23 protein-coding genes are annotated in these 26598 nt (G+C 69.3%); 15 read left to right on the top strand and 8 right to left on the bottom strand.

Annotated features, from left to right (window positions below):
- Positions 1-6: 6 nt before the first annotated feature.
- Together M4I32_RS00310 and M4I32_RS00315 are read left to right on the top strand one after the other, a co-directional pair.
- The gene (locus M4I32_RS00310; RefSeq protein ID WP_319032495.1) at positions 7-1641 is read left to right on the top strand and encodes a HAMP domain-containing sensor histidine kinase; all 1635 of its coding nucleotides are present in this window, start codon (positions 7-9) and stop codon (positions 1639-1641) included.
- Entirely contained in the window at positions 1641-2810 is a 1170-nt protein-coding gene (locus M4I32_RS00315) for a hypothetical protein (protein WP_319032496.1), read from the top strand. The genes M4I32_RS00310 and M4I32_RS00315 overlap by 1 nt, the downstream gene beginning before the upstream one ends.
- Before the next feature lie 6 nt (positions 2811-2816).
- On the opposite strand, the gene M4I32_RS00320 is transcribed toward M4I32_RS00315, so the two are convergent.
- Positions 2817-3203 (bottom strand): response regulator, encoded by a 387-nt coding sequence (locus M4I32_RS00320; protein WP_319032497.1) that lies wholly within the window; start codon positions 3201-3203, stop codon positions 2817-2819.
- 109 nt (positions 3204-3312) lie between these two features.
- Between M4I32_RS00320 and coaE the strand changes: the two genes are divergently transcribed.
- Entirely contained in the window at positions 3313-3942 is a 630-nt protein-coding gene (coaE, locus tag M4I32_RS00325) for a dephospho-CoA kinase (RefSeq protein WP_319032498.1), read from the top strand.
- Between the two features lie 9 nt (positions 3943-3951).
- On the top strand, positions 3952-6027 hold the full coding sequence (gene uvrB, locus M4I32_RS00330; protein ID WP_319032499.1) for an excinuclease ABC subunit UvrB: 2076 nt from the start codon (positions 3952-3954) through the stop codon (positions 6025-6027).
- Positions 6028-6033: 6 nt separating this feature from the next.
- Here the strand turns inward: uvrB and M4I32_RS00335 are convergent, their stop codons facing one another.
- Positions 6034-6279 (bottom strand): hypothetical protein, encoded by a 246-nt coding sequence (locus M4I32_RS00335; RefSeq protein ID WP_319032500.1) that lies wholly within the window; start codon positions 6277-6279, stop codon positions 6034-6036.
- Positions 6280-6316: 37 nt separating this feature from the next.
- Between M4I32_RS00335 and M4I32_RS00340 the strand changes: the two genes are divergently transcribed.
- The 11 genes from M4I32_RS00340 (at position 6317) to M4I32_RS00390 (ending at position 18337) form a co-directional block, all read left to right on the top strand.
- Positions 6317-6757, top strand: coding sequence for a MarR family transcriptional regulator (locus tag M4I32_RS00340; RefSeq protein WP_319032501.1), 441 nt, complete (start codon positions 6317-6319; stop codon positions 6755-6757).
- Positions 6758-6955: 198 nt separating this feature from the next.
- Positions 6956-9853 (top strand): excinuclease ABC subunit UvrA, encoded by a 2898-nt coding sequence (gene uvrA, locus M4I32_RS00345; protein ID WP_319032502.1) that lies wholly within the window; start codon positions 6956-6958, stop codon positions 9851-9853.
- A 3-nt stretch (positions 9854-9856) separates the two neighbouring features.
- Entirely contained in the window at positions 9857-11809 is a 1953-nt protein-coding gene (uvrC, locus tag M4I32_RS00350) for an excinuclease ABC subunit UvrC (protein WP_319032503.1), read from the top strand.
- Positions 11810-11840: 31 nt separating this feature from the next.
- Positions 11841-12716, top strand: a complete 876-nt coding sequence (gene rapZ, locus M4I32_RS00355) for an RNase adapter RapZ (protein WP_319032504.1) — start codon at positions 11841-11843, stop codon at positions 12714-12716.
- 46 nt (positions 12717-12762) lie between these two features.
- Complete coding sequence (gene whiA, locus M4I32_RS00360) at positions 12763-13743, top strand: DNA-binding protein WhiA (protein ID WP_319032505.1); 981 nt, start codon at positions 12763-12765, stop codon at positions 13741-13743.
- A 150-nt stretch (positions 13744-13893) separates the two neighbouring features.
- A complete protein-coding gene (locus M4I32_RS00365) occupies positions 13894-14520 on the top strand; it encodes a superoxide dismutase (protein WP_319032506.1) in 627 nt (208 codons plus the stop codon).
- A gap of 126 nt (positions 14521-14646) precedes the next feature.
- Positions 14647-15657: a type I glyceraldehyde-3-phosphate dehydrogenase gene (gene gap, locus M4I32_RS00370; RefSeq protein ID WP_319032507.1), complete on the top strand. Its 1011-nt coding sequence runs from the start codon at positions 14647-14649 to the stop codon at positions 15655-15657.
- 9 nt (positions 15658-15666) lie between these two features.
- Positions 15667-16881: a phosphoglycerate kinase gene (locus M4I32_RS00375; RefSeq protein ID WP_319032508.1), complete on the top strand. Its 1215-nt coding sequence runs from the start codon at positions 15667-15669 to the stop codon at positions 16879-16881.
- On the top strand, positions 16872-17663 hold the full coding sequence (gene tpiA / locus M4I32_RS00380) for a triose-phosphate isomerase (protein ID WP_319032509.1): 792 nt from the start codon (positions 16872-16874) through the stop codon (positions 17661-17663). Before M4I32_RS00375 ends, tpiA begins: the two co-directional genes overlap by 10 nt.
- Positions 17664-17728: 65 nt before the next feature.
- Entirely contained in the window at positions 17729-17977 is a 249-nt protein-coding gene (gene secG / locus M4I32_RS00385; protein ID WP_319032510.1) for a preprotein translocase subunit SecG, read from the top strand.
- A 3-nt stretch (positions 17978-17980) separates the two neighbouring features.
- Positions 17981-18337, top strand: coding sequence for an RNA polymerase-binding protein RbpA (locus M4I32_RS00390; protein ID WP_319032511.1), 357 nt, complete (start codon positions 17981-17983; stop codon positions 18335-18337).
- Between the two features lie 16 nt (positions 18338-18353).
- Here the strand turns inward: M4I32_RS00390 and pgl are convergent, their stop codons facing one another.
- The 6 genes from pgl to tkt are packed head-to-tail and all read right to left on the bottom strand — an operon-like array spanning position 18354 to position 26512.
- Positions 18354-19145 carry a 6-phosphogluconolactonase gene (gene pgl, locus M4I32_RS00395; protein WP_319032512.1) on the bottom strand — a complete coding sequence of 264 codons (792 nt, stop codon included), beginning with the start codon at positions 19143-19145 and terminating at the stop codon, positions 18354-18356.
- Complete coding sequence (locus M4I32_RS00400; RefSeq protein WP_319032513.1) at positions 19135-20082, bottom strand: glucose-6-phosphate dehydrogenase assembly protein OpcA; 948 nt, start codon at positions 20080-20082, stop codon at positions 19135-19137. Before M4I32_RS00400 ends, pgl begins: the two co-directional genes overlap by 11 nt.
- Positions 20079-21632 carry a glucose-6-phosphate dehydrogenase gene (gene zwf, locus M4I32_RS00405; protein ID WP_319032514.1) on the bottom strand — a complete coding sequence of 518 codons (1554 nt, stop codon included), beginning with the start codon at positions 21630-21632 and terminating at the stop codon, positions 20079-20081. The genes M4I32_RS00400 and zwf overlap by 4 nt, the downstream gene beginning before the upstream one ends.
- A 40-nt stretch (positions 21633-21672) precedes the next feature.
- Positions 21673-23304 carry a glucose-6-phosphate isomerase gene (locus M4I32_RS00410; RefSeq protein ID WP_319032515.1) on the bottom strand — a complete coding sequence of 544 codons (1632 nt, stop codon included), beginning with the start codon at positions 23302-23304 and terminating at the stop codon, positions 21673-21675.
- Positions 23301-24419: a transaldolase gene (tal, locus tag M4I32_RS00415; RefSeq protein WP_319032516.1), complete on the bottom strand. Its 1119-nt coding sequence runs from the start codon at positions 24417-24419 to the stop codon at positions 23301-23303. The genes M4I32_RS00410 and tal overlap by 4 nt, the downstream gene beginning before the upstream one ends.
- Positions 24416-26512 carry a transketolase gene (gene tkt, locus M4I32_RS00420; RefSeq protein WP_319032517.1) on the bottom strand — a complete coding sequence of 699 codons (2097 nt, stop codon included), beginning with the start codon at positions 26510-26512 and terminating at the stop codon, positions 24416-24418. The genes tal and tkt overlap by 4 nt, the downstream gene beginning before the upstream one ends.
- Between the last annotated feature and the right edge of the window lie 86 nt (positions 26513-26598).

Here is a 26598-nt window from a genome sequence, read left to right on the forward strand (position 1 = left end):
CGAGGAATGGAGATTCAGGAGGACCGCGCCCGCTCCGCGCGCGTGGACCGGGGCGCCCGCGAGCGCGTCGTCATCCTGAACCAGACCCTGCTGGGTGGCGTCGTCGTGCTGGCGACGCTGCTCGTGCTGTGGATCGGCGATATCGAACGACCGGCCCTGTTCGTCAGCGGTGCGACCGCGGCATTCCTCGCCACCGGGGCTGCCCTCATCGTGCCGTGGAACCGTCTTCCGCACCTGGCGAGTGCGATATTGCCGGCCGTCGACATCGTGGCGATCCTGCTCCTCCGAGAATCCAGCGAGGGCTCCGATCTCGGCATCCTCTGGGTCTTCCCGGTCATGTGGATCGCGTGGTCGTACGGGCTCGCCGGTGCCATGCTGTCGGCAGCCGCGGTCTCGGTGCTCTTCTGGGGCATCGTCGCGATCGACCCGGGCGAAGAGTTCGGCTTCAGCGTGATCCTGCTGCCCGTGACCGTCACGGGTGTCGCGGTGATCTCGCTGCTGGCCGCACGACGCGGCGATGCGCAGCGGGCGCTGCTCGAGAAGCAGTCCCGGCACCTGCAGAAATCCGTCGAGCGCGCTCGACGCCAGGAGGACATCGTCACCGACGTGCTCGACGCGGTCGATTTCGGGCTGCTGCGCATGTCGGCCGACGGAACCATCGCGGTGAGCAACGAGGCGCACCATCGCCTCCAGCGCGCAGGTGGGGGAGACGCCGCGGCGGCCGCCTATGCCGCCGACGGACGCACTCCCTTGAGTGAGAACGATCTGCCCCTTCCGCGCGCCCGCCGGGGCGAGACGTTCGAGAACGAGCTGATCTGGTACGGCGATCCCGGCGAGGAACGGCGCGCGGTGAACAACACGGCGCGGCGAATGCGCGACCTGGACGGGTCGGATGCCGGCACGATCGTCATCTCGCGCGATGTCACCAACGAGGAGCTCGCGATCCGCGCCCGGGAGGACCTCATCTCGTCCGTCTCGCACGAGCTGCGCACGCCCCTGACATCGATCATGGGCTACCTCGACCTCGCGCTCGACGACGATGAGCTGTCGCCGATGTCGCGGCGCAGCCTCGAGGTGGCCGAGCGCAACGCCGGCCGTCTCCTCGAACTCGTCGCCGACATCCTCGCGATGTCGGCCGCCGCCCGCAGCGGGCTGGCGATGAAGATCGATCCCGAGCGAACCGATCTTGCCGAGGTCATCCACGCGGCGATCGAGTCGGCCGCACCCCGTGCCGCCGAGCGCCGCATCACGATCGACGGGTCGAGCGTCGAGACCACCATCGCGTACGCCGATGCGCACCGCATCCGGCAGGTCGTCGACAATCTGATCTCCAACGCCGTCAAGTACAACCACGACGGCGGCCACGTCGACGTGGCGGTGACCTCCGACGGCCTGCACGCGTGGATCACGGTGCACGACGACGGTCCGGGCATCTCCGAGAACGAGCTGCCGCAGCTGTTCGAGCGCTTCTTCCGCTCGGATGCGGTGCGTCAGAGCACGACGCACGGCAGCGGGCTGGGGCTCGCGATCAGTCGCGACATCGTGCGCGCCCACGGCGGCGAGGTCACGGTGCAGACGCGCGTCGACGAGGGCACGACCTTCGTCGTGCGGCTGCCGGCGAGTGAAGGCGAGGAGGCCTGATGCAGCTGGATCTGCTCTCGATCTCGGTCGTGACCACCATCGTCGTCCTCATGACGGGGTCGATGTTCATCGTCGAGACGGTCATCCGCAAGGACACCGGCGCCGGCATGCTGTGGGCACTGGGCTACCTCTCGGGCATCCTGACCACCTTCTGCTACCTCGCCTGGGTCGTGGCACCCGCCGGCGGCTGGGTGGCGATCGCGGTCGGCAACACCGCCTTCGCCGCGTCGGCCGTGTTCATGTGGCTCGGCACGCGCTCGTTCAACGGCCGATCCGTGGGCACATCGGGCGCGAGCGGTGCCGCGGCCTGCCTCGCCGTTCTCGTCGTGTCGCTCCTGCCCCTGTACCCGGAGGCGGAGTGGGCGGGCGTGCTGGTGCTCTACCCCGTCATGGCCGTGTTCGCCCTGCTCGGCGGCATCGAATCGCGCCGCGGTGTCATGGGGTCGACCCCGAGCTCGTGGGGGCTCACCATCGTCTTGATCAGCGAGGGGCTCTTCTTCGCCGGACGCTCGGTGGCGTTCGTCGTCCTCGGCCCCGAGCATCCGTTCTTCGTCACCTGGTTCGGCTCGATCCCCGTGGCGCTGCTGACCGTGGTGCTGCTGATCGTCGCGGTGGTCACGACCTCGGTGCTGCGCGCCGACCGCGTCGGTGGGCGCCTGGGCGGTCGCGACGGTGAGGTCGGCCTGACCGAGGACGGTCTGCTGCACGGCGCGTGGTTGGCACGGGCGATTCAACAGGTCGTCGAGCGTGCCGAGCACCACGGTGATCGGCTCGCGGTCATTGCGGTGCGTCTGGATGATCTGCCGCGCATCGGCACGGCCTTCGGCCCCCTTGAAGCCGAGCAGGTGGGGAGGGTGTGGCGCGCGAGTATGCGCCGCAACGCACCGACATCCTCGTTCATCGGGGAGTGCGACCCGGCCTGCCTCGTCGTGGTGCTGGAGCCGACGTCGGTCGGCGATGCCCGCCGCGTGGCGAGCAGGCTGCATCGTCACATGCTCGACGACCTGTCCCGCATGGGTGCGGCCGTCATCCCCGTCATGGGCATCGGCGTTGCGCTGACCGACCGGATCGGCTACGACGCGCGGGCGCTGGTCGAGGGGGCCAGCGACGCGGCGCGGCGGTCCGAGTCCAGCGTCGACGCCTCCGTCATCATCGACGGCACGGGCTGAGCCCGTTCATCCCGCGGCCGGGTTGCGCGGTCGCTCGAGCATCGCGGTGATCGTGGCGCGCAGGTCCCGTGGCCGGAAGGGCTTGGTCACGTACTCGTCCGCGCCCGCCTGCACGCCCTGCAGCGAGTCGATCTCCTCGGCCCGCGCCGTGATCATCACGATGTAGGTGTCGCTGAATTCACGGATGCGGCGCGCCGCCTCGTACCCGTCGAACCCGGGCATGCTCACATCCAGCGTCGTCAGCAGCGGCTCGTGGGTCCGCACGGCTTCGACGCCTTCCGGCCCCGCCGCCGCTTCGTGCACCTCGAAGCCCGACTGCTCGAGGACGGCCGAGATGAGAAAGCGGATGTCGGTGTCGTCTTCGACGACGACGGCGACGCGGTGATCCGCCACGGTCACTCCTCGAGTCGGGGGGAGTCCACAGCCGCGCGCTCGCGGAGGACAGTACTTGTGCAGACAGGGCGATGATATCCCGCGCGACCGGTCATGGCATGCTCGGGGGATGCCTCTCATCGCTCTGACGGGCGGGATCGCCTCGGGAAAGTCGACGATCGCCGGGCGACTGGCCGCGCACGGCGCCGTCGTCGTCGATGCGGATGCGATCGTGCGCGAGGTGCAGCAGCCCGGCTCCGCGGTGGTCTCCGCGATCGCGGCCGAGTTCGGGCCGCAGATGCTGCTCCCGGACGGCTCGCTCGACCGGGCGGGCCTCGGTCGCCTGGTCTTCGGAGGCGCCGACAGCGACCCCGATGCCCGCGCTCGGCTGAACGCGATCGTCCATCCCGCCGTGCGGGAGTTGTCGACGCGCCGCTTCGAAGAGGCTTTCGGCGTGGATCCGGCAGCGGTCGTCGTCTACGACGTCCCGCTCCTGGTCGAGGCCCGCGTCGACGATCCCTGGGACCTGATCGTGGTGGCGCATGCTCCCGAGCAGGTGCGGCTGCAGCGGCTCATCTCGGAGCGCGGCCTCGGCGAGGACGAGGCGCGGGGGCGCATCGCCGCGCAGGTGCCGGATGAGGATCGCCTCGCCGTGGCCGATGTCGTCATCGACACCGCCGGTCGGCTCGAAGAGACGCACGAGCAGGTTGACGCGCTCTGGCGGCGGCTGACGACCCCCGATGTCGGCGGTGCGACCTAGGCTTTCCTCATGCAGCCGACCCGCAGTGTGCGTCCGTTCGAGGTCGTCAGCGAGTACTCGCCCTCCGGCGACCAGCCGAAGGCGATCGCCGACCTCGCCGCCAGGATCAACGCCGGCGAGACCGATGTCGTGCTCCTGGGCGCGACCGGAACCGGCAAGTCCGCCACCACGGCGTGGCTCATCGAGCAGGTGCAGCGACCGACACTGATCCTGGCTCACAACAAGACGCTCGCCGCGCAGCTGGCCAACGAGTTCCGCGACCTCATGCCGCACAACGCGATCGAGTACTTCGTGTCGTACTACGACTACTACCAGCCCGAGGCCTACGTGCCGCAGACCGATACGTTCATCGAGAAGGACAGCTCGATCAACGCCGAGGTCGAGCGGCTGCGTCATTCGACCACGAACTCGCTGCTGTCCCGCCGGGACGTCGTCGTGGTCTCGACCGTCTCGTGCATCTACGGACTCGGCGCCCCCGAGGAGTACCTGCGGGCCATGGTGGCGCTGCAGGTGGGGGAGCGGTACGACCGCGACGCCCTCATCCGCAAGTTCATCTCCATGCAGTACAACCGCAACGACGTGGACTTCTCCCGCGGCAACTTCCGGGTGCGGGGTGACACCGTCGAGATCATCCCCGTGTACGAGGAGTACGCGATCCGCATCGAGCTCTTCGGCGACGAGATCGAGGCGCTCTACAAACTGCATCCGCTGACCGGCGACGTCATCGAGCGGATGGACTCGGTGCCCGTGTTCCCGGCATCCCACTACGTCGCGGGTGCCGACGTGATGCAGCGCGCGATCGGGACGATCGAGGAAGAGCTGACCGAACGGCTGGCCGAGCTCGAGGGCGAAGGCAAGCTGCTCGAGGCGCAGCGCCTGCGCATGCGCACGGCGTTCGATCTCGAGATGATGCAGCAGATCGGATTCTGCTCGGGGATCGAGAACTACTCGCGTCACATCGACGCACGCGCGCCGGGTGAGCCGCCCCACTGCCTGCTCGACTTCTTTCCCGACGACTTCCTCATCGTCATCGACGAGTCGCACGTGACCGTTCCGCAGATCGGCGCCATGTACGAAGGCGACGCGTCCCGCAAGCGCACCCTCGTCGAGCACGGCTTCCGTCTGCCGAGCGCGCTCGACAATCGTCCGCTGCGCTGGGACGAGTTCAAGAACCGCATCGGACAGACGGTCTATCTGTCGGCGACCCCGGGTCGCTACGAGATGGGCATCGCCGATGGCGTCGTCGAGCAGATCATCCGCCCCACGGGGCTGGTCGACCCCCAGATCGTCGTGAAGCCCGCCAAGGGGCAGATCGATGACCTGCTCGAGCAGATCCGGCAGCGGGTGGAGCGCGACGAGCGGGTGCTCGTCACGACGCTCACCAAGAAGATGGCGGAGGAGCTCACCGACTTCCTGGGCGAGCACGGGGTCCGCGTGCGGTATCTGCACTCGGACGTCGACACCCTGCGCCGCGTGGAGCTGCTGACAGAGCTGCGCGCGGGCGTCTACGACGTGCTGGTGGGCATCAACCTGCTCCGCGAGGGGCTCGACCTGCCCGAGGTCTCGCTCGTGGCCATCCTCGATGCCGACAAGGAGGGCTTCCTGCGCAGCGGCACGTCGCTCATCCAGACGATCGGTCGCGCCGCCCGCAACGTCTCGGGGCAGGTGCACATGTACGCCGAGACGATCACCGACTCGATGCGCAACGCGATCGACGAGACGAACCGCCGACGCGAGAAGCAGATCGCGTACAACACCGAGCACGGCGTCGACCCGCAGCCCCTGCGCAAGCGCATCGCCGACATCACCGAGGTGCTCGCGCGCGAGGGCGCCGACACGGCGGCCATGCTCAAGCGCGGGCTCGCTTCCCCCGACAAGAAGGGCAAGGCCCCGACCCCGCGCCTGCGCCGGGAGGGGATCGCGGCCGAGGGTGCGACGCAGCTCGAGGACACGATCGCCGACCTGAACGATCAGATGCTCGCCGCGGCGGCCGAGCTCAAGTTCGAGCTCGCGGGTCGCCTGCGTGACGAGGTGCAGGACCTCAAGAAGGAGCTGCGGGCGATGGAGCGCGCCGGACACGCCTGACCGACGTCACCGCCGGTCACGCGTGCGCGGGGGACAGGTGAGGAGCGTCTTCGGGCCGGTGCGGTCGATGACATGCGCGTCCATCGCCGCGTGACACACGGGGCATTCCCTGGGCCGGTCGGGTGCGGAGGCGGGGTCGTCATAGGGACCGACCGCGGCGGGACCGGCCACGCGGATGAGTGACGCATTGATCCACTGGTAGAGCCCGCCCCCCTGCCGGATGCGCTCCCTCAGAGGGATGCTTTGAGTCATAACAGTTAGTGTACTCATCGATTGCTAGGCTGACGCCGTGGATTCCCGCGATGACCTTCTTCTGCTCGACAACCAGGTCTGCTTCGCGATCGTGACGGCGGCGCGCAACGTGGTCTCGATTTATCGACCGATCCTGGAGCCCCTGGGCCTCACCCACCCGCAGTATCTGGTGATGCTCGCCCTCTGGGAGCGCGCTCCGCGCTCGCTCGGGGAACTCGCCGACGAGCTGGCGCTCGAGCCGGCGAGTCTGTCCCCCCTCGTCAAGCGGCTCGAAGCCCAGGGGCTGGTCAGCCGCGAGCGGTCGCCGGAGGACGAGCGGATGCTGCGCATCACCCTGACCGGCAGCGGCGCCGCGCTGCGCACGCGGGCGCTCGATGTGCCCGGGCAGGTCATGGCCGCCGTGGGTCTCGATGCCGACGCGCTCGCGGCCCTCCGCGACGCCCTCGCCCCGTTCGCCGGCCGGATGCCCCGCACCTGACCGCCACCCCTGCGGTGACCGTCACCCCCTGCGGCGACCGCCACCACCTGCGATGACCGCCACCACCTGCGGTGTGGCGGCACTTTTCGGCGCCGGCTGCGCATTTCGCCGCCGCCCGCGCCGGAAAGTGCCGCCGCAACCGTGAGTGAGCTGAGAGGCGGCGGATCCGGTGTCGGATGCCGCTTCTACACTTGACGGGTGCCTATCGTCCCCGTCGCCTCCTCGTCCACCCTCAGCGTCCGCGGTGCCCGTGTCCACAACCTGCAGGACGTCGATCTGGACATCCCCCGCGACTCGCTCGTCGTCTTCACGGGCCTGTCCGGCTCGGGCAAGTCGAGCATGGCCTTCGACACGATCTTCGCCGAGGGTCAGCGCCGCTACGTCGAGTCGTTGAGCGCCTACGCGCGGCAGTTCCTCGGGCAGGTCGATCGTCCCGACGTCGACTTCATCGAGGGGCTGAGCCCCGCGGTGTCGATCGATCAGAAGTCGACCAACCGCAACCCGCGCTCGACCGTCGGGACGATCACCGAGATCTACGACTACATGCGCCTGCTCTGGGCCCGCATCGGCGTGCCCCACTGTCCCACCTGCGGCGAGCGGATCCAGCGGCAGACGGTGCAGCAGATCGCCGATCAGCTGATGGAGCTGCCCGAGCGCACGCGCTACCAGATCGTCGCGCCGATCGTCAGTCAGAAGAAGGGCGAGTTCGTCGACCTCTTCAAGGAGCTGGGTGCGAAGGGCTATTCCCGCGCCATCGTGGACGGCGATCTCATCCAGCTGGCCGAGCCGCCGGTGCTGAAGAAGAGCTACAAGCACGACATCGCGGTGGTCGTCGACCGCCTCGTCGCGGGCCCGGACATCCTCGGGCGCGTCACCGACTCGGTCGAGACCGCTCTCGGGCTTGCCGGAGGGGTCGTGCAGGTCAACTTCGTCGACGAGGAGGGCGATGCGGCCTGGCAGAGCTTCTCCGAGAAGCTCGCGTGCCCCAACGGTCACCCGCTGCAGCTCACCGAGATCGAGCCGCGCACCTTCTCCTTCAACGCCCCCTTCGGCGCATGTCCGACCTGCTCGGGTCTCGGCACGCGGATGGCGGTGGATGTCGACCTGCTGCTCGGCGATGACGCGCTCTCCATCCGCGAGGGCGTCATCGTGCCGTGGACCACGCAGGGCAAGGGGCTGTTCCAGTACTACGAGAGGCTGCTCGAAGGGCTGTCCGCCGATCTGGACTTCTCGCTCGACACGCCGTGGCGCAAGCTGCCCGCGAAGATCCGCGAGGCCGTGCTGCGCGGGGACAACTACAAGGTCACCGTCAAGTTCAAGAACCGGTACGGCCGTGAGATGCGCTACGCGTCCGGATTCGAGGGGGTCGTCCCGTACATCGAGCGGCAGTGGCTGCAGGCCGAGTCCGACACCCAGCGACAGCGCTGGGGGCAGTACCTGCGCGAGGTGCCCTGCCCCGCCTGTCAGGGCAACCGGCTGAAGCCCGAAGTGCTCGCGGTGCTGGTGCACGGACACTCGATCGCCGAGGTCTCGCACCTCAGCCTGGGTGACGCGCGGGACTTCATGCAGCTGCTCCAGCTGACCGAGCGCGAAGCGCACATCGCGGCCCAGGTGCTGCGCGAGATCCGGGTGCGCCTGGACTTCCTCATCCAGGTGGGGCTCACGTACCTCAATCTCAGCCGATCGGCCGGGTCGCTGTCGGGCGGCGAGGCCCAGCGCATCCGGCTGGCCACCCAGATCGGATCCGGACTGACCGGCGTGCTCTACGTGCTCGACGAACCCTCGATCGGGCTTCACCAACGAGACAACCGCCGACTCATCCGAACCCTCGAGGCGCTGCGCGACCTGGGCAACACGCTCATCGTCGTCGAGCACGACGAGGAGACGATCCAGGCGGCCGACTGGGTCGTGGACATCGGGCCGGGCGCCGGCGTCGGGGGAGGACGCGTGGTGCACTCGGGTCCCTACGACGCGCTCCTGGCGGACGAGCATTCGATCACGGGGGACTACCTCGCGGGCCGGCGAGCGATTCCCACGCCGCAGAAGCGACGCCGGATCGACAAGAAGCGCATGGTGACGGTCGTCGGGGCCAAGGAGAACAATCTCAAGGACGTCACGGTGAGCTTTCCGCTCGGCGTGTTCACCGCGGTCACAGGCGTGAGCGGTTCGGGAAAGTCCTCGCTCGTCAACGACATCCTGTACCAGGTGCTCGCCACCCGGCTCAACGGCGCTCGCACCGTCCCCGGCCGCCACACGCGCGTGACCGGCACCGACGAGCTCGACAAGGTGGTGCACGTCGACCAGGCGCCGATCGGCCGCACCCCCCGGTCGAACCCGGCCACCTACACCGGCGTCTTCGACCGCATCCGCACGCTGTTCAGCGAGACGCCCGAAGCCAAAGTGCGCGGGTACCAGCCGGGCCGCTTCAGCTTCAACGTCAAGGGTGGGCGCTGCGAGGCCTGTTCCGGCGACGGCACGATCAAGATCGAGATGAACTTCCTGCCCGACGTCTACGTCGACTGCGAGGTCTGCCACGGCAAGCGCTACAACCGCGACACTCTGGCGGTGCACTACAAGGGCAAGAACATCGCCGAGGTGCTCGAGATGCCGATCGAGGAGGCCGCGGTCTTCTTCGAGCCGATCCAGGCGATCCACCGCTACCTGCGCACGCTCGTCGACGTCGGTCTCGGCTACGTGCGGCTGGGGCAGTCCGCCACGACCCTCTCGGGCGGTGAGGCGCAGCGCGTGAAACTCGCCACCGAGCTGCAGCGGCGCTCCAACGGACGCAGCGTCTACGTGCTCGACGAGCCGACGACCGGCCTGCACTTCGAAGACGTGCGGCGCCTGCTCGAGGTGCTGGGCGGGCTGGTCGACAAAGGCAACACCGTCATCGTCATCGAGCACAACCTCGACGTCATCAAGTCGGCGGACTGGGTCATCGACCTCGGACCCGAGGGCGGTTCGGGGGGTGGCGAGATCCTCGCCACCGGCACGCCCGAGCGCATCGCCGGCATCGAGGACAGCCACACGGGACGCTTCCTCGCCGAGGTGCTGCTGGCGGAGCAGCCCGCCGCCGAACGGCGCAAGGCAGGCTGATCCGTGAGCTCACCGCTGCCCTACCGTCCCGGGCCCGGCGAGATCCCGACCCAACCCGGCGTCTACCGTTTTCGGGACGACGCGGGTCGCGTTCTCTACGTCGGCAAGGCCAAGAACCTCCGCGCGCGCCTGAGCAACTACTTCGCGCCCCTGCACAGCCTGCACGAGCGCACGCGGCGCATGGTCACCACGGCATCCGGGGTCGAGTGGACCGTCGTGGGCAGCGACGTCGAGGCGCTGCAGCTGGAGTACATGTGGATCAAGGAGTTCGATCCGCCTTTCAACGTGCGCTATCGCGACGACAAGTCGTACCCCTTCATGGCGGTGACCCTGGCCGACGAAGCGCCGCGTGTGCTCGTCACCCGCAACCGCCGCATCAGAGGGGCGAAGTACTTCGGCCCGTACCCCAAGGTCTGGGCGGTGCATGACACGATCGACCAGCTCATCAAGGTGTTCCCGATCCGCACCTGCAGCGACGCCAGCTACCGCCACGCCATGCAGACCGGGCGTCCCTGCTTTCCCGGCCAGATCGGCAAGTGCGGCGGGCCCTGCTCGATGAAGGTGTCGATCGAGGAGCATCGCGCGATCGTCGACGACTTCGTGGCGTTCATGGCGGGCGGCGACAAGCGCTTCACCACCCTTCTGACGGCACGGATGCGGGAGGCCGCCGCCGCGATGGACTACGAGGCCGCGGCGGTCTACCGAGACCAGCTCTCGGCGATCGATGCGGTGCTCTCGCGCAGCGCACTCGTGCTCGCCGAGGACGTGGACGCGGATCTGTTCGGCATCGCCGAGGATGAGCTGGCCGCGACGGTGCAGCAGTTCGTCGTGCGCGGTGGTCGGGTGCGCGGCGTGCGGGCGTCGACGATCGAGAAGGAGATCGACATCGGGGGCGGCGAACTGGTCGACCAGGTGCTCCAGCGCGCCTATGGTGAGGCCGCTGCCGCCGACATCCCGCGCCAGATCCTGGTGCCCCACCTGCCGGCGGATGCCGCCGAGCTCGAGCAGTGGCTGCGCGACCGGCGCGGCGATCGCCCCGTCGCGGTGCAGGTGGCGCGCCGCGGCGGCAAGGCCGAGCTGATGAAGACGGCCACGCTCAACGCCCAGCACGCGCTCATGCTCCACAAGACGCGGCGCACCAGCGACTACGTCGCGCGCACGCAGGCGCTCACCGACCTGCAGGAGGCGCTCGGCATGCGCGAGGCGCCGCTGCACATCGAGTGCTTCGACGTCTCGCACCTCGGCGGCACGAACGTCGTGGCCTCGATGGTGGTGTTCGAAGACGGTCTGCCGCGCAAAGACCAGTACCGCACCTTCGGCATCCGCGACACGACCGACGACACCGCCTCGATCCACCAGGTCATCTCGCGCCGCGTCGCGTACCTCGACGCGCCCGAGGCGGACGACGCGTCCCCCGCAGAAACGCAGGGGGAGGCCACGGCACGGCCCCGCCCTCGGTTCGCATACCCCCCGCAGCTGCTCGTGGTCGACGGCGGGCAGCCCCAGGTCGAGGCGGCCGCTCGAGCGCTGGCCGAGGCGGGGCACGCCGACCTCGCGCTGTGCGGCCTCGCCAAGCGGCTGGAGGAGGTGTGGCTGCCCGGTGAGGAGTACCCGGTGATCCTGCCCCGAACGAGCGAGGCGCTCTATCTGCTCCAGCGGCTGCGCGACGAGGCCCACCGGTTCGCCATCCGCCATCAGCGCACGCGCCGCCGCCGCGACATCCAGAGCGTGCTGTCGGAGATCCCGGGTCTCGGCGCCCAGCGCATCCGTGTGCTCCTGCGCCATTTCGGCTCGGTCGCGGCGCTGCGTTCGGCCTCTATCGACCAGATCGGCGAGGTCAAGGGCATCGGCCCGGGGCTCGCCGCCGCGATTCACCAGGGCCTGACCGACGCCGACGCGGGCAAGGCGGCGGCGACGCCCGACGAGGCGGGCGTCGAGGCCGGCACGAGTCAGTAGGGTGGACGGGATCGACCAACCAGGTGGGGTGATGACGGACACGGACGACGCGGGCGAGGTTCTCATCGTCACGGGCATGTCGGGCGCGGGGCGCTCGACGGTCGCCAACGCGCTCGAAGACCTGGGCTGGTACGTCGTCGACAACCTGCCGCCGCAGATGCTGCGCCCGCTGCTCGACCTCTCGGGCATGGTCGGCGGGGCTCTGCCCCGCGTCGCCGCCGTCGTGGACGTGCGCGGCGGCGACATGTTCGAGAGCCTCCCCGACGTGATGAGCGGGCTGCGCGAGGGGCGCAAGCTCCGGGTGGTCTTCCTCGACGCGTCCGACGAGGTGCTGGTGCGCAGGTTCGAAGCCGTGCGCCGGCCGCACCCCCTGCAAGACGAGGGCACCCTCGTCGACGGCATCACGCGAGAGCGGCTGCGCCTGCGGCCGATCCGCGAGAGCGCCGACCTGATCATCGACACGAGCACCTTCAACATCCACCAGCTGGCCACGACGGTGGGCGAGCTCTTCTCCGAGATCGGCGCCGCGCGCCACACGCTCACCGTGCTGAGCTTCGGCTTCAAATACGGGGTGCCCCCGGATGCCGATCTCATCGCCGACATGCGATTCCTGCCCAATCCGTTCTGGAACGGCGAGCTTCGAGCCCTCACGGGGCAGGATGCCGCGGTACGCGACTACGTGCTCGCCCAGGAGGGCGCCGCCCCCTTCCTCGACGCGTACGCGCAGGCGCTGCAGCCGGTGCTGGCCGGATACCAGCGCGAGAACAAGCGCCATTCCACCGTCGCCGTCGGATGCACCGGCGGCAAGCACCGCTCCGTCGCGATGGCCGTGGAGCTCGCCGAGCGACTCGGCGAGCTGCCCGGTGTGGCCGTCCGCGTGAAGCACCGCGATCTGGGGCGCGAGTAAGCTACCAAGGTTCCCCGTACACCCCGGTCCCCACCCGAGGAGAGCAGTGCCACTCACCGCCGATGTCAAGGCAGAGCTCATGTCTGTGCGCGACCCGCGTCCGCAGGCTCGCGTCGCAGAGGTGACGTCCCTGCTGCGGTTCTCGGGCGGGCTGCACTCCATCGCGGGGCGGATCGCGATCGAGGCGGAGCTGGATTCCGAGACGCTCGCGCGGCGCGCGGCCCGCGACATCATCGACCTGTACGGCGTGCGCCCCGAGCTGGGCCGGGTGCAGGCGTCGTCATCGCGCCAGGAGCCCCGCTACGTCGTGCGGGTTCGCGACGGGGGAGAGACCCTCGCGCGGCAGACGGGTCTGCTCGATCAGCGCCGGCGTCCCGTCCGAGGTCTGCCGAACCGCCTCACCACGGGCACGCGCGACGATCTGGCCGCCGTCTGGCGGGGCGCTTTCCTCGCCGCCGGCACGCTGACCGATCCCGGTCGCTCCGCGGCGCTGGAGGTGACGTGTCCGTCGTCCGAGGCGGCGATGGCGCTCGTCGGCGCCGCGCACCGCATGGACATCGCGGCGAAGGCGCGGGAGGTGCGCTCCGTGCACCGCGTCGTCGTGCGCGAGGGCGACGCCATCCGCGCCGTGCTGGATGCCATGGGCGCCGCGCAGGCCGCGGCCGACTGGGAGTCGCTCCGCCAGCGGCGCGAAGTGCGCGCGGGGGTCAACCGTCTGGTCAACTTCGACGACGCGAATCTGCGCCGATCCGCCCAGGCCGCGGTCGCGGCGTGCGCGCGGGTCGAACGCGCGCTCGAGCTCCTCGGCGATGACACCCCCGACCACCTGCTCGAGGCGGGCCGCCTGCGTCTGGCGCACCGGGAGGCGAGCCTCGACGAGCTCGGGCACCACGCGGACCCGCCACTGACCAAGGACGCGGTCGCCGGCCGCATCCGCCGCCTGCTCGCGATGGCCGACAAGCGGGCTGAGGAGCGCGGCCTCCCCGGAACCGAGGCGGCTGTTCCCCCGGGCATGGACGGGGCCTGAGGCGCTGTTCGCCCGTAGGTGAACGCGGCGATCGCCCGCAACCCCCTGTCGTCGTCGGTGGTGGTCAGTAGGATGGCGTCGGACGTACATCCGCAACGCGCGCCGCGCCCGTCCTGCGGGCCGCGGCCTCGACACGAAAAGAAGGCGACTATGGCGACGTACACTCTGCCCGATCTGCCCTACGACTACGCAGCGCTCGAGCCGCACATCAGCGCGACGATCATGCAGCTGCATCACGACAAGCACCACCAGGCGTATGTCTCCGGCGCCAACACGGCCCTCGAGCAGCTGGCCGAGGCCCGCGAGAAGGGCGACTTCGCGTACGTCAACAAGCTCGAGAAGGATCTGGCCTTCAACCTGGGCGGGCACACGAACCACTCGATCTTCTGGACGAACCTCTCGCCCGAGGGCGGCGACAAGCCGACCGGCGACCTGCAGTCGGCGATCGACGACCACTTCGGCTCCTTCGACAAGTTCCAAAGCCACTTCACCGCGGCTGCGCTGGGCGTGCAGGGCTCCGGCTGGGCGGGATTGTTCTGGGACTCGATCGGCGAGAACCTCATCATCCAGCAGTTCTTCGACCAGCAGTCGCAGTTCGCCGCCGGCACCGTGCCGCTGCTGCTGCTCGATGTGTGGGAGCACGCGTACTACCTCGACTACAAGAACGTCCGCGCCGACTACGTCAAGGCGTTCTGGAACATCGCGAACTGGGCCGATGTGCAGAAGCGTTTCCAGACCGCCCGTGAGCAGACGAAGGGTCTGCTGCTAGGGTCTTGACCAGGTGAGGATGCCGCCGGGCCCCGCATTTCGGGGCCCCGGCATCCTCTTCCCCTCCACCACGGCGCGCTTCACCACCGCGTCGAAGAAGGCGCTTCGAAGCGCGACGAGAATCGGGAGACAACCGTGTCTGTGAAGATCGGCATCAACGGCTTCGGCCGGATCGGACGAAACTACCTTCGCGCGGCTCTCGCGCAGGGTGCAGACCTCGACATCGTGGCGGTGAACGACCTCACCGACAACAAGACCCTCGCCCACCTGCTCACCTACGACTCGGTCGGTGGACCGCTGTCGACCGATGTCTCCTATGACGAGGAGTCGATCACGGTCGGGGGCAAGACGATCAAGGTCTTCGCCGAGCGCGACCCCGCGAACCTGCCGTGGGGTGAGCTCGGAGTCGACATCGTCGTCGAATCGACCGGACGCTTCACCAAGGCGGAGGACGCCAAGAAGCACATCGCCGGTGGCGCCAAGAAGGTGCTCATCTCCGCTCCCGCCACGGGCGACGACGCGACCATCGTCATGGGCGTCAACGAAGAGACCTACGACCCCGCGAACGACGTCATCATCTCGAACGCGTCGTGCACCACCAACTGTCTCGCCCCGCTCGCGAAGGTCTTCAACGACAACTTCGGCATCGAGCGCGGCTTCATGATGACGGCGCACGCCTACACCGCCGACCAGAACCTGCAGGACGGCCCGCACAGCGACCTGCGCCGCGCCCGCGGCGCGGCGATCAACATCGTCCCGGCATCCACGGGTGCAGCCAAGGCCATCGGTCTCGTGCTGCCCGAGCTGAACGGAAAGCTCAGCGGATCGTCGTACCGGGTCCCGGTGCCGACGGGATCGATCGTCGACCTCACGATCGTCACGCCCACGGAGGGCCTGACCGTCGAGCAGATCAACTCCGCGTACAAGGCCGCCGCGGCGGAGGGCCGGCTCAACGGCATCCTGGAGTACACCGAAGACCCTATCGTCTCGAGCGACATCCAGCTCAACCCGCACTCGTCGATCTTCGACTCGGAGCTGACGAACGTCAGCGGGAACCTCGTCAAGGTCTCGAGCTGGTACGACAACGAGTGGGGCTACTCCAACCGTCTCGTCGACCTCACCGAGTACGTCGCCGAGCGCCTCTAGGCCCCGGCAATGGCTCTGCGCACCCTCGAATCACTGGGGTCGCTCGCGGGCAAGCGCGTCATCGTCCGCTGTGATCTGAACGTCCCGCTCCGGGACGGCGTGATCACCGACGACGGCCGCGTGCGTGCGTCGCTGCCCACGCTCAACGCACTGATCCGGGCCGGCGCCCGGGTCGTCGTGTGTTCCCACCTGGGGCGGCCCGACGGCAGCCCCGACCCGGCGTACAGTCTGGAGCCGGTGGCGCAGCGCCTGTCGGAGCTGCTCGGGATGCCCGTCGCGTTCGGTCGGGACACGGCCGGCGAATCCGCACGCGACGCGGTCGCGGCGCTCGAAGACGGCGACGTCGCGGTGCTCGAGAACCTCCGCTTCGACCCCGGCGAGACGTCAAAGGACGTCGTCGAACGGCAGACGTTCGCCCGCCGGCTGGCCGAGCTGGGCGACGCTCTCGTCTCGGACGGGTTCGGGGTCGTGCATCGCAAACAGGCGAGCGTCTACGAGCTGGCCGAGATGCTGCCCTCCGCCGCGGGCCTTCTCATCGCTGCCGAACTCGAGGTACTCGACCGCTTGACCGAGAACCCCCAGCGCCCCTACACGGTCGTGCTGGGCGGGTCGAAGGTGAGTGACAAGCTCGGGGTCATCTCGCACCTGCTGCCGCGCGTCGATCGCCTGCTCGTCGGCGGGGGGATGATGTTCACCTTCCTCGCCGCGCAGGGGTACAAGGTGGGTGCAAGCCTGCTCGAGTCCGACCAGCTCGAGACGGTGAAGGGCTATATCGCCGATGCACGTGAACGCGGGGTAGAGCTGATCCTGCCGACGGATGCCGTCGTCGCGGCCGGGTTCGCGGCGGACGCGCCTCACGTCGTCGCGGACGCCGTGGCACTGGAGGACACGGAGTTCGGCGCATCCGGCATCGGCCTCGACATCGGCCCGGACACCGCTGCGACCTTTGCGAACGCCATCCGCGACAGCCGCACGGTGTTCTGGAACGGCCCCATGGGGGTGTTCGAGATGCCGGCGTTCGCCGCCGGCACCACCGCCGTCGCGAAGGCCCTCACTCAGGTCGACGGTCTATCGGTCGTCGGAGGGGGCGATTCGGCGGCGGCGGTGCGGCAGCTCGGGTTCGCGGACGAGGACTTCGGACATATCTCGACGGGCGGAGGCGCCAGCCTCGAGTTCCTCGAGGGTAAGCAACTCCCCGGACTGGAGGTCCTCGGATGGCAGTAGCCACACGCACACCGCTCATCGCCGGCAACTGGAAGATGAATCTCGACTACCAGCAGGCCATCGCCCTGGTGCAGAAGCTGGACTGGTCGCTGCGCGACGCCGGACACGAGAGCGGCAGCGTCGAGGTGGCCCTCTTCCCGCCCTTCACCGACCTCCGCAGCGTGCAGACGCTGATCGCCGCCGACAAGATCGAGTTCGCCCATGGCGCGCAGGATCTGTCCGCGCACGACTCGGGCGCCTACACCGGCGAGATCTCCGGCCAGTTCCTGGCCAAGCTGGACTGCTCGTACGTGATCATCGGGCACTCCGAACGGCGCCAGCACCACGACGAGTCCGATGACGTCGTCGCGGCGAAGACCGCGGCGGCCCTCCGGCATGGTCTCGTGCCGGTGATCTGCGTCGGGGAGACGGCCGCCGACCTCGAGGAGCACGGTGCCAGCGCGGTGCCCGCGGCACAGCTGCGGCGGGCGCTGAAGGGCGTCACCGCGGGGGCCGACATCGTCGTCGCCTACGAACCGGTCTGGGCGATCGGATCGGGGCAGGCGGCCACGCCCGAGCAGGCGCAGCAGGTGTGTTCGGCCTTGCGCGAGGTTGTCTCCGAGACGCTCGGAGAGGATGCCGCGGCGAAGACGCGTGTGCTCTACGGGGGGTCGGTCGCCGCAGCGAACATCGCCGGTTTCATGCGCGAGCCGGACGTCGATGGTGCGCTGGTGGGAGGCGCGAGTCTCAAGGTCGACGAGTTCTCGGCGATCATCCGTTTCCAGAAGCACGTCGGCGTCTGACGCGAGCACGTATACTTGACGACGGCGTGCCCAGATGACGGGGCGCGACGTGAAAGGCTTACCCGGTGCAGATTCTCGAGTTCGTTCTCCAGGTGGTGCTCGGCCTGACGAGCCTGCTGCTGACCCTGCTGATCCTCCTTCACAAGGGGCGCGGCGGGGGACTGTCGGACATGTTCGGCGGCGGCATGACCTCCGCCCTCGGTTCGTCGGGTCTGGCCGAGCGCAACCTCAACCGATTCACGATCGTGCTGGCCCTGGCGTGGTTCATCACGATCGTCGGACTCGGGCTCATCACGAAGTACCAAGGACTGTAGATCATGGCGACAGGCGGCAATGCGATCCGTGGCACCCGAGTGGGCGCCGGACCTATGGGAGAACAGGACCACGGCTATCACGCCGACCGCGTCGCGGTGTCCTACTGGGACGCGACGGGCAATGAGATCGTGCGGCACTTCGCCGCAGGCATCCCCGACGATGAGATCCCCGAGGTGATCGACAGCCCCCACACCGGCCTGCCGGCCGGGCGTGATCGAAGCAATCCTCCCGCGGTGTCCAAGACCGAGCCCTACAAGACGCATCTGGCCTACGTCAAAGAGCGGCGCACCGACGAAGAGGCGACCCAGCTGCTCGACGACGCGCTGCGCCAGCTGCGCGAGCGCCGCGGCCAGAGCTGAGCGGACGCGACCCCGCTCAGTCGGGATCGATCAGGTCTTCGGGCACCTCGGCGGCGGCATCCACGTCGACGAAGAAGACGGTGCTCTCGCGCCCCTTCGCTCCCGCCACCGGGACGCTCTGATAGCTCGCGCCCGCGAGAGCCAGCCCGAGCGCCGACGCCTTCTCCGCTCCCGTCAGCACGAGCCACACGTGGCGCGACGCGTTGATCACCGGGCGGGTGAGGGTGACCCGCACGGGCGGCGGCTTGGGTGAATCGTGCACGGCGACGGCGGCGGCATCCGTGATCGAGATCTCCGCGCGGTCGGGGAACAGCGAGGCGACGTGAGCGTCCGGCCCCACCCCGAGCAGGCAGACATCGAAGCTCGGCCACGCGAGCTGTGCGCCGGTGCCGGGGGAGGGGAACCGCGCGAGTTCTTCTGCATAGGCCGCGGCGGCATCCTCGGCGCTGCCGACCTCGTCCGAGGCCGCGATGGCGTGGATGTTCGCCGCCGGCACGGGAAGGGCATCGAGGAGCGCAACGCGGGCCTGCTTCTCGTTGCGCTCGTCGTCGTCGTGGGCGACGAATCGCTCGTCGCTCCACCAGAAGTGCACACGGTCCCACGGCAGGCGCTGCGCCGCGGGGTGAGCCGCGATCTCGGCGAGCACGCCGATGCCGGCGCCTCCGCCGGTCAGCGACACGTGCACGGGGTCCTTCTGCTCGACGAGCTCGGTCAGCATCTCGACGAGGCGCATCGCGACGACCGAGACGACGACGTCGCGATCGGCTCCGACGACGACCCGGCGGTCGGTGCCCGCGTCAGACGACATGCGGTTCACCGCTCTCGGGTGCATCGAGCAGATGCCAGCCCTCGCGGATCACGCGGCCGTACAACAGGTCGGGATCGAGCCGGCGCAACTCCTCCGCCAGGCACTCTCGCAGCGTGCGGCGTGGCAGCACCAGGTCGTGGGCGGGCTGGCCCGGCTGTGTCAGGCAGGCGATCTCGGGGTTGGAGCGTTCGAGCAGGATATCGCCCGAGGCGCGGGTCAGGCGTACGGATTTGATGCCCTCGCTCCATTCCTCCGCCGGCATCCATCGCCATCTCACCGGCACATCGAGGCTGCTGCGGAGCCAGGCGGCGAGCAGCGCCGTCGAGGGTGAACTGCTCGCTCCCATCACCTCGACCTCGGTGACCGGCTCGTACGGCGGCTGGTCGAGCACGGCGGCCAGCTGCTCGCGCCAGCGCGTCAGACGCGTCCAGGCCAGGTCGGTGTCGCCCGGCTCATACACCTCTCCGAGCACGTCGAGATGGGCGGGCCGGAAGCCCGTCGAGGCGTCGGTGATGCGGCGTTGCGCGATGCGCCCGAGCGGCGCGGCAGAGGGATCGTCCGGCGCGTCGTCGGGCCACCAGACGACGACGGGCGCGTCGGGCAGCAGCAGACCGGTGACGAGCGACTCCTCGTTGGACGCAGCGTCGCCGGAGGCGCGGAGCACGACGACCTCGCTGGCGCCGGCGTCGCCGCCGACCCGGATCTGCGCGTCGAGTTGTGCGGGAGCGTCGTCGTCGGTGAGCAGCACGATCACGCGCATCGGGTGTTCGCGAGAGGCGTCGTTCGCGGCTTCGATGGCGTCCTCTTCGCGACCGCTGTCCGTGGCGATGACGAGCGTGAGCACGCGGCCGAGGGCGACGGCGCCGCCCTCCTCGCGGGTGCTCACCAGGGCACGGGCGACCTTGCTGACGGTGGTTTCGGGCAGGTCGATGATCATGGACGCCTCCAGACGCGGCCGTCGCGGGCGAGGAGGGCGTCGGCGGATGCCGGGCCCCACGAACCCGGACTGTACTGCTCGAGTGCACCGTCCTGCTCGGCCCAGTACTTCTCGACGGGATCGAGGATCCGCCACGAGAGCTCGACCTCTTCGTGGCGGGGGAACAGCGGTGGCTCGCCGAGCAGCACGTCGAGGATGAGGCGCTCGTACGCCTCGGGGCTGGCCTCGGTGAAGGCGTGCCCATACCCGAAGTCCATCGTGACGTCGCGCACCTGTGTGCCCGCGCCCGGGACCTTCGAACCGAAGCGGATGGTCACACCCTCGTCGGGCTGGATGCGGATGACGAGGGCGTTCTGGCCGAGTTCCGGCGTCTGGCTCCGGGCGAACAGGTGCTGCGGAGCCCGCTTGAAGACCACGGCGACCTCGGTGACCCGACGGCCGAGCCGCTTTCCGGTGCGCAGGTAGAACGGCACGCCGGCCCAGCGGCGGGTCGCGATCTCGAGTTTGAGTGCGGCGTAGGTCTCGGTGGTCGAGTCGGCGCGCATCCCGTCTTCGTCGAGGAAGCCGTGCACCTGCTCGCCGCCCTGCCATCCACCGGCGTACTGCCCCCGGGCCGTCGCCTGGGAGAGGTCGTCGGGCAGCTGCACCGCCGCGAGGACCTTCTCCTTCTCGGCGCGCAGGTTCGTCGCGTCCTGCGAGATCGGCTCCTCCATTGCGGTGAGTGCAAGGAGCTGCAGCAGGTGGTTCTGGATGACGTCCCGCGCCGCCCCGATGCCGTCGTAGTAGCCGGCCCGGCCGCCGACGCCGATGTCCTCGGCCATCGTGATCTGCACGTGGTCGACGAAATTCCGGTTCCAGATCGGCTCGTAGAGCTCGTTCGCGAAGCGCAGCGCGAGGATGTTCTGCACCGTCTCCTTGCCGAGGTAGTGGTCGATCCGAAAGATCGAGTCGGCGGGGAACGCGACTTCGAGGGACTCGTTCAGCGCGCGGGCCGACTCGAGATCGTGGCCGAAGGGCTTCTCGATCACGACCCGTCGCCACGCATCGTCGCCGTCGGCGTTCTCATCGACCAGGCCCGAATCACGCAGCTGCGTCGCCACCAGGGGGAAGTCCTTGGGGGGGATCGACAGGTAGTAGGCATGGTTGCCCATCGTGCCGCGCTCGACGTCGAGCTTCTCGACGGTTTCCCGCAGACGGCGGAAGGCGTCGGCATCCCCGAACTCTCCCGACACGAAGCGGATGCCCTGCAGCAACTGGTGCCACGTCTCCTCACGGAAGGGCGTGCGGGCGTGCTGCTCCACGGCTTCGCGGACGACGTTCGCGAAGTCCTGGTCCTCCCAATCGCGGCGCGCGAATCCCACCAGGGCGAAGCCGGGCGGCAGCAGGCCGCGATTGGCGAGGTCGTAGACGGCCGGCATCAGCTTCTTGCGTGAAAGGTCGCCGGTGACGCCGAAGATCACGAGGGCGCTGGGCCCCGCGATCCGGTTGAGGCGCCGGTCGTCGGGATCACGCAGAGGGTTGTGGCCGCGGGAGATCTCAAGAGGTGGCATAGAAGGGGTGTCTCTGTTCTGCCCAGGACGGGCTGACGGGCTACTGGGCTGCTTCGAAGAGCGTCAGCACCTCGACGCCCGGGTCGGTGAGGGTCAGCGTGACGACGGGCCGGCCGTGCTCGCCGAGGACGGAGGCGTCGCCCGCGGCCTGCGCTTCGATCAGCTGGCCGAACGTGAACGGCAGCCCCGGGATCTCGAGGTCGATATCCGTGCGCTCGGTGATCTGCAGGAAGACACCCGTCGCGGGACCGCCCTTGTGATACTGACCCGTCGAGTGCAGGAAGCGGGGACCCCAGCCGAAGGTGGCGGGCCGGTTCGCGTCGGCGGCCACCATCTCGCGCAGACCCTGCAGCTGGGGGATCTGCAGACGGTTGACATATGCCTGAATCGACACGTACCCGTCGGGACCCAAGCGCTCCCACAGGGCGTCGAGCACGCCGGCGATCGTGCCGGAGGCGGTGAGCGCGGGATCGCTTGCACGCACCTCCACCCCGTCCACGACGAACGCGGGCGGTTCCTGCTCCGGTCGCTGCTCGAGCAGCCCCCGCGTGGCCACTTTCGCGGATTCGACGTCGGGCTGATCGAACGGGTTGATCCCGAGGAGGCGCCCGGCTATGGCGGTGGCGTACTCCCACACGATGAACTGTGCGCCGAGTGAGCCGCTGACGAGGATCTCGCCCGGGTGGCGCTCGAGCACGTGGAAGTGCTCGGCGTCGTCGACGAGTCGCACGATCTGCACGTCGTGCAGCACGGCCTCCAGCTCGGGCGAGACCGGCAGCAGGACGATCGGCAGGATGCCGCTGCCGTCCTTGCCCGTCGATTCCGCGATGAGCTGCTCGATCCAATCGGGCAGACCCTGGATGTGGGTGCCGTCGGGTACCAGGCCCAGCTTGTCGCGACGAACGCCGGAGGGGCCGGCGGATGCCGCAATGGCGGCGCCGAGGGTGAGCGCGGGGTTCTCGGGGCTGTCGATCGCGACCTCGAGCAGCGTCGCCTCGGCCTCGTCGAGCAGCTCGCCGATGTCCGCTCCCGCCAGGCCCGCGGGCACGAGACCGAACGCCGTCAGTGCGGAGTAGCGGCCGCCGACCTCGGGGTCGGCGGTGAAGACGCGGTAGCCCGCATCGCGGGCGGATGCCTCGAGAGGTGATCCGGGATCGGTGACCACGATGATCCGCTCGGCGGGATCGATGCCGAGGTCGCGGAAGGCGGCCTCGAACGCGCGCCGCGCCGAGTCGGTCTCGACCGTCGATCCCGATTTCGACGACACCACGAGCGCCGTGCGGGCGAGCCCGCCCGAGTCGATGTCTCCGTCGATGGCCGCCAGCACCTGCCCCGGCGCGGTCGAGTCGAGGATCACGAGCGGGACGCCGGCCGTCTGGGCGATGACCTCTGGGGCCAGCGACGACCCGCCCATGCCGGCGAGCACGATCCGGTCCACTCCACCGTGGTGCAGTTCCGCGCGTACACGCAGGATCTCGTCGACGAGCGGACGCGACACCGAGACCGCGTTGACCCACCCCAGGCGCTTGGATGCCTCGTCCTCGGCCGCGGCGCCCCACAGCGAGGAGTCGCCGTTGGTGATCCCCGAGGCGACGAGCTCCGCCACCAGGGTCGGCACCAGCTCGTCGGCTGCCGCCTTCGGCGCGCCCGACAGGTGGATCTCGAAGCTCATCGCGCGCTCTCCGTCGCCTTCTCGAGCGCGGCCGTGACGGTCTGCTCCAGCTCGCGCCACGACGCGGTGAACTTCTCGACGCCCTCGCGCTCGAGCACCTCGGTCACGTCAGCGAGGTCGACGCCGGCGTCAGCGAGCGCATCGAAGACCTCCCGTGCCCCGTCGTACGCGCCCGTCACGGCGTCGCCCGTGACGTCGGCGTGGTCGAACGTCGCCTCGAGGGTCTTCTCGGGCATCGTGTTGACGGTTCCGGGTGCGACGAGTTCGGTGACGTACAGCGTGTCGGGCAGCGCGGGGTCCTTCACGCCGGTCGAGGCCCAGAGCGGGCGCTGCAGGTTGGCGCCGGCCTCGAGCAGGGCCTTGGCGCGATCCGTCGCGAAGGCCTTCTCGTAGAGCTCGTAGGCGAGCCGCGCATTCGCGATCCCGGCCTTGCTCTTCAGGCTGGCGGCCTTGTCGCCGCCGATCGCGTCGAGGCGATTGTCGACCTCGGTGTCGACGCGCGAGACGAAGAACGAGGCGACCGACTCGATGCCGGCCAGATCGATGCCGGCGGCCTGCGCCTTCTCGAGGCCCGCCAGGTAGGCGTCGATGACCGCCGCGTAGCGGTCGAGGCTGAAGATCAGGGTCACGTTGACGCTGATCCCGGCACCGATCACCTCGGTGATCGCCGGCAGCCCGCCCATGGTCGCCGGGATCTTGATCAGGACGTTGGGGCGGTCGACCGTCGCGGCCAGCTTCTTGGCCTCGGCGATCGTGGCGTCGGCGTCGTGGGCGAGGTCGGGGGAGACCTCGATCGAGACGCGGCCGTCGACGCGGTCGGTGGCCGTGAACACCGGGGCGAAGACGTCGCAGGCGGAGCGGACGTCGTCGGTGGTCAGTTCGAAGATGGCCTCCGCCGTGTCGGCACCCCGGGCGGCGAGAGTCGAGACCTGCGCCTCGTAGGCGGCGCCGTTGCTGAGCGCCGACGCGAAGATCGTGGGGTTCGTCGTGACGCCCGTGACGTTGCGCGTGGCGATCAGATCGGCGAGGTTGCCCGTCAGGATGCGGTCGCGCGAGAGGTCGTCGAGCCAGATGCTGACACCGTGCTCGGCCAGACGTGCGGTGGGAGTGGTCATGCGTTCTCCTTGATGGTCTCGTGAGCCGCCGCGACGACGGCCTCGTGAGTGAAGCCGAATTCGGCGAAGAGGGTCTTGTAGTCGGCGGACGCGCCGAAGTGCTCGATCGAGATCGAGCGGCCCTTGTCCCCGACGATGTCCCGCCAGGTCAGGGCGATCCCCGCCTCGACCGAGACCCGTGCGCCGATGTGGGGCGGCAGCACGGCGTCGCGGTAGGCGGCATCCTGTTCGGCGAACCATTCCAGCGACGGTGCCGAGACGACCCGGGCGTGCACGCCCTGCTTCGCCAGCTCGGTGCGGGCGGCAACGGCGATCTGCACCTCGGAACCGGTGGCGATGAGGATGACGTCGGGGGAGCCGTTCGCCGCCTCGGCGAGGATGTAGGCCCCGCGTGCGGCGCCGGCGGCTGCGGCGAGGGTGTCGCCCGTGGCCTCGCCCGAGCCGCGTTCGAACACGGGGATGTTCTGCCGCGTCAGCGCGATCCCGGCGGGTCCGCCCTGACGGCGCAGCAGCTCGAGCCAGACCGCCGCCGTCTCATTGGCATCCGCCGGGCGCACGACGGTGAAGTTCGGGATCGCCCGCAGCGTGGCGAGCTGCTCGATGGGCTGGTGGGTGGGGCCGTCCTCGCCGAGCGCGATGGAGTCGTGCGTCCACACGAAGATGCTGCGGATGTCCATCAGCGCCGCCAGCCGCACCGACGGCCGCATGTAGTCGCTGAAGATCAGGAACGTGCCGCCGAAGGCCCGCGTGGGACCGTGGAGCACGATGCCGTTGATGATGGCGGCCATGGCATGCTCACGGATGCCGAAGTGCATCACCCGGCCGTACGGGTTGCCCGACCATTCGCCCGTCGACCACTGCGTGGGGATGAACGAGGGGGCGTCGTTGATCGTCGTGAGGTTCGACTCGGCGAGGTCGGCCGATCCGCCCCAGAGCTCCGGCAGTTTCGCGGCGAGCGCGTTGATGACCTTGCCGGACGCGGCACGCGTGGAGACGTCCTTGTCGGACTCGAAGAACGGCAGCGCCTCCTCGAGATCGTCGGGGAGCTCGCCCGCGAGCACCCGGTCGAGGAGCGCCTTGCGGTCGGGATTGGCCGTGGCCCACGCATCGAAGTCCTGCTGCCAGGCGGTGCGCTCCGCCGAGACCCGATCCGACAGCGCGCGGGTGCGGGCGATGACCTCGTCGCGCACCTCGAACGTGGTCTCGGGATCGAAGCCGAGCACCTTCTTGGTCGCGGCGAGCTCGTCCGCCCCGAGAGCGGATCCGTGGACCTTGCCCGTGTTCTGCTTGTTCGGAGCGGGCCAGCCGATGATCGTCTTCAGCACGATCAGCGACGGCTTGTCCGTGGCGGCCTTGGCCGCCTCGATCGCGGCATGCAGCTCGGCGACGTCCTCGACGTATTCGCCGGTCTTCTTCCAGTCGACGGTCTGCACCTGCCACCCGTAGGCCTCGTACCGGGCGGCGACGTCCTCGGTGAACGCAACGTCGGTGTCGTCCTCGATCGAGATCTGGTTCGCGTCGTAGATCGCGATCAGGTTGCCGAGCTGCTGGTGACCGGCGAGCGACGACGCCTCGCTCGTCACGCCCTCCTGGATGTCTCCGTCGGACGCGATCACGTAGACGAAGTGGTCGAACGGGGACGTGCCGGCGTCGGCATCCGGATCGAACAGGCCGCGCTCATAGCGGGCGGCGTAGGCGAATCCGACCGACGACGCGAGCCCCTGCCCGAGCGGACCGGTGGTGATCTCCACCCCGCGGGTGTGCCGGTACTCCGGGTGCCCCGGGGTCAGGGAGCCCCAGGTGCGCAGCGCCTTCAGGTCATCGAGCTCGAGCCCGAATCCACCCAGGTAGAGCTGGATGTACTGGGTCAGCGAGGAGTGGCCGGCGGACAGGATGAACCTGTCGCGGCCCAGCCAGCCGGTGTCGGCGGGGTCGTGGCGCATCACCTTCTGATAGAGCAGGTACGCCGCCGGCGCCAGGCTCATCGCGGTGCCGGGGTGGCCGTTGCCGACCTTCTCCACCGCATCCGCCGCCAGTACGCGGACGGTGTCCACGGCCTGGTCATCGATCTCGTCCCAACGCAGTTCCGACACGGGACCGCCCTTCGTCGTTTGTGGGGAGCGCCCGTCGCGAGTCCGCGCTCGCTCACCGCGTCAGCGGGGGTGCGGGGTTTCGGCGC

The organism is Microbacterium sp. LRZ72, assembly GCF_033792225.1.
Taxonomy (GTDB): Bacteria; Actinomycetota; Actinomycetes; order Actinomycetales; family Microbacteriaceae; genus Microbacterium.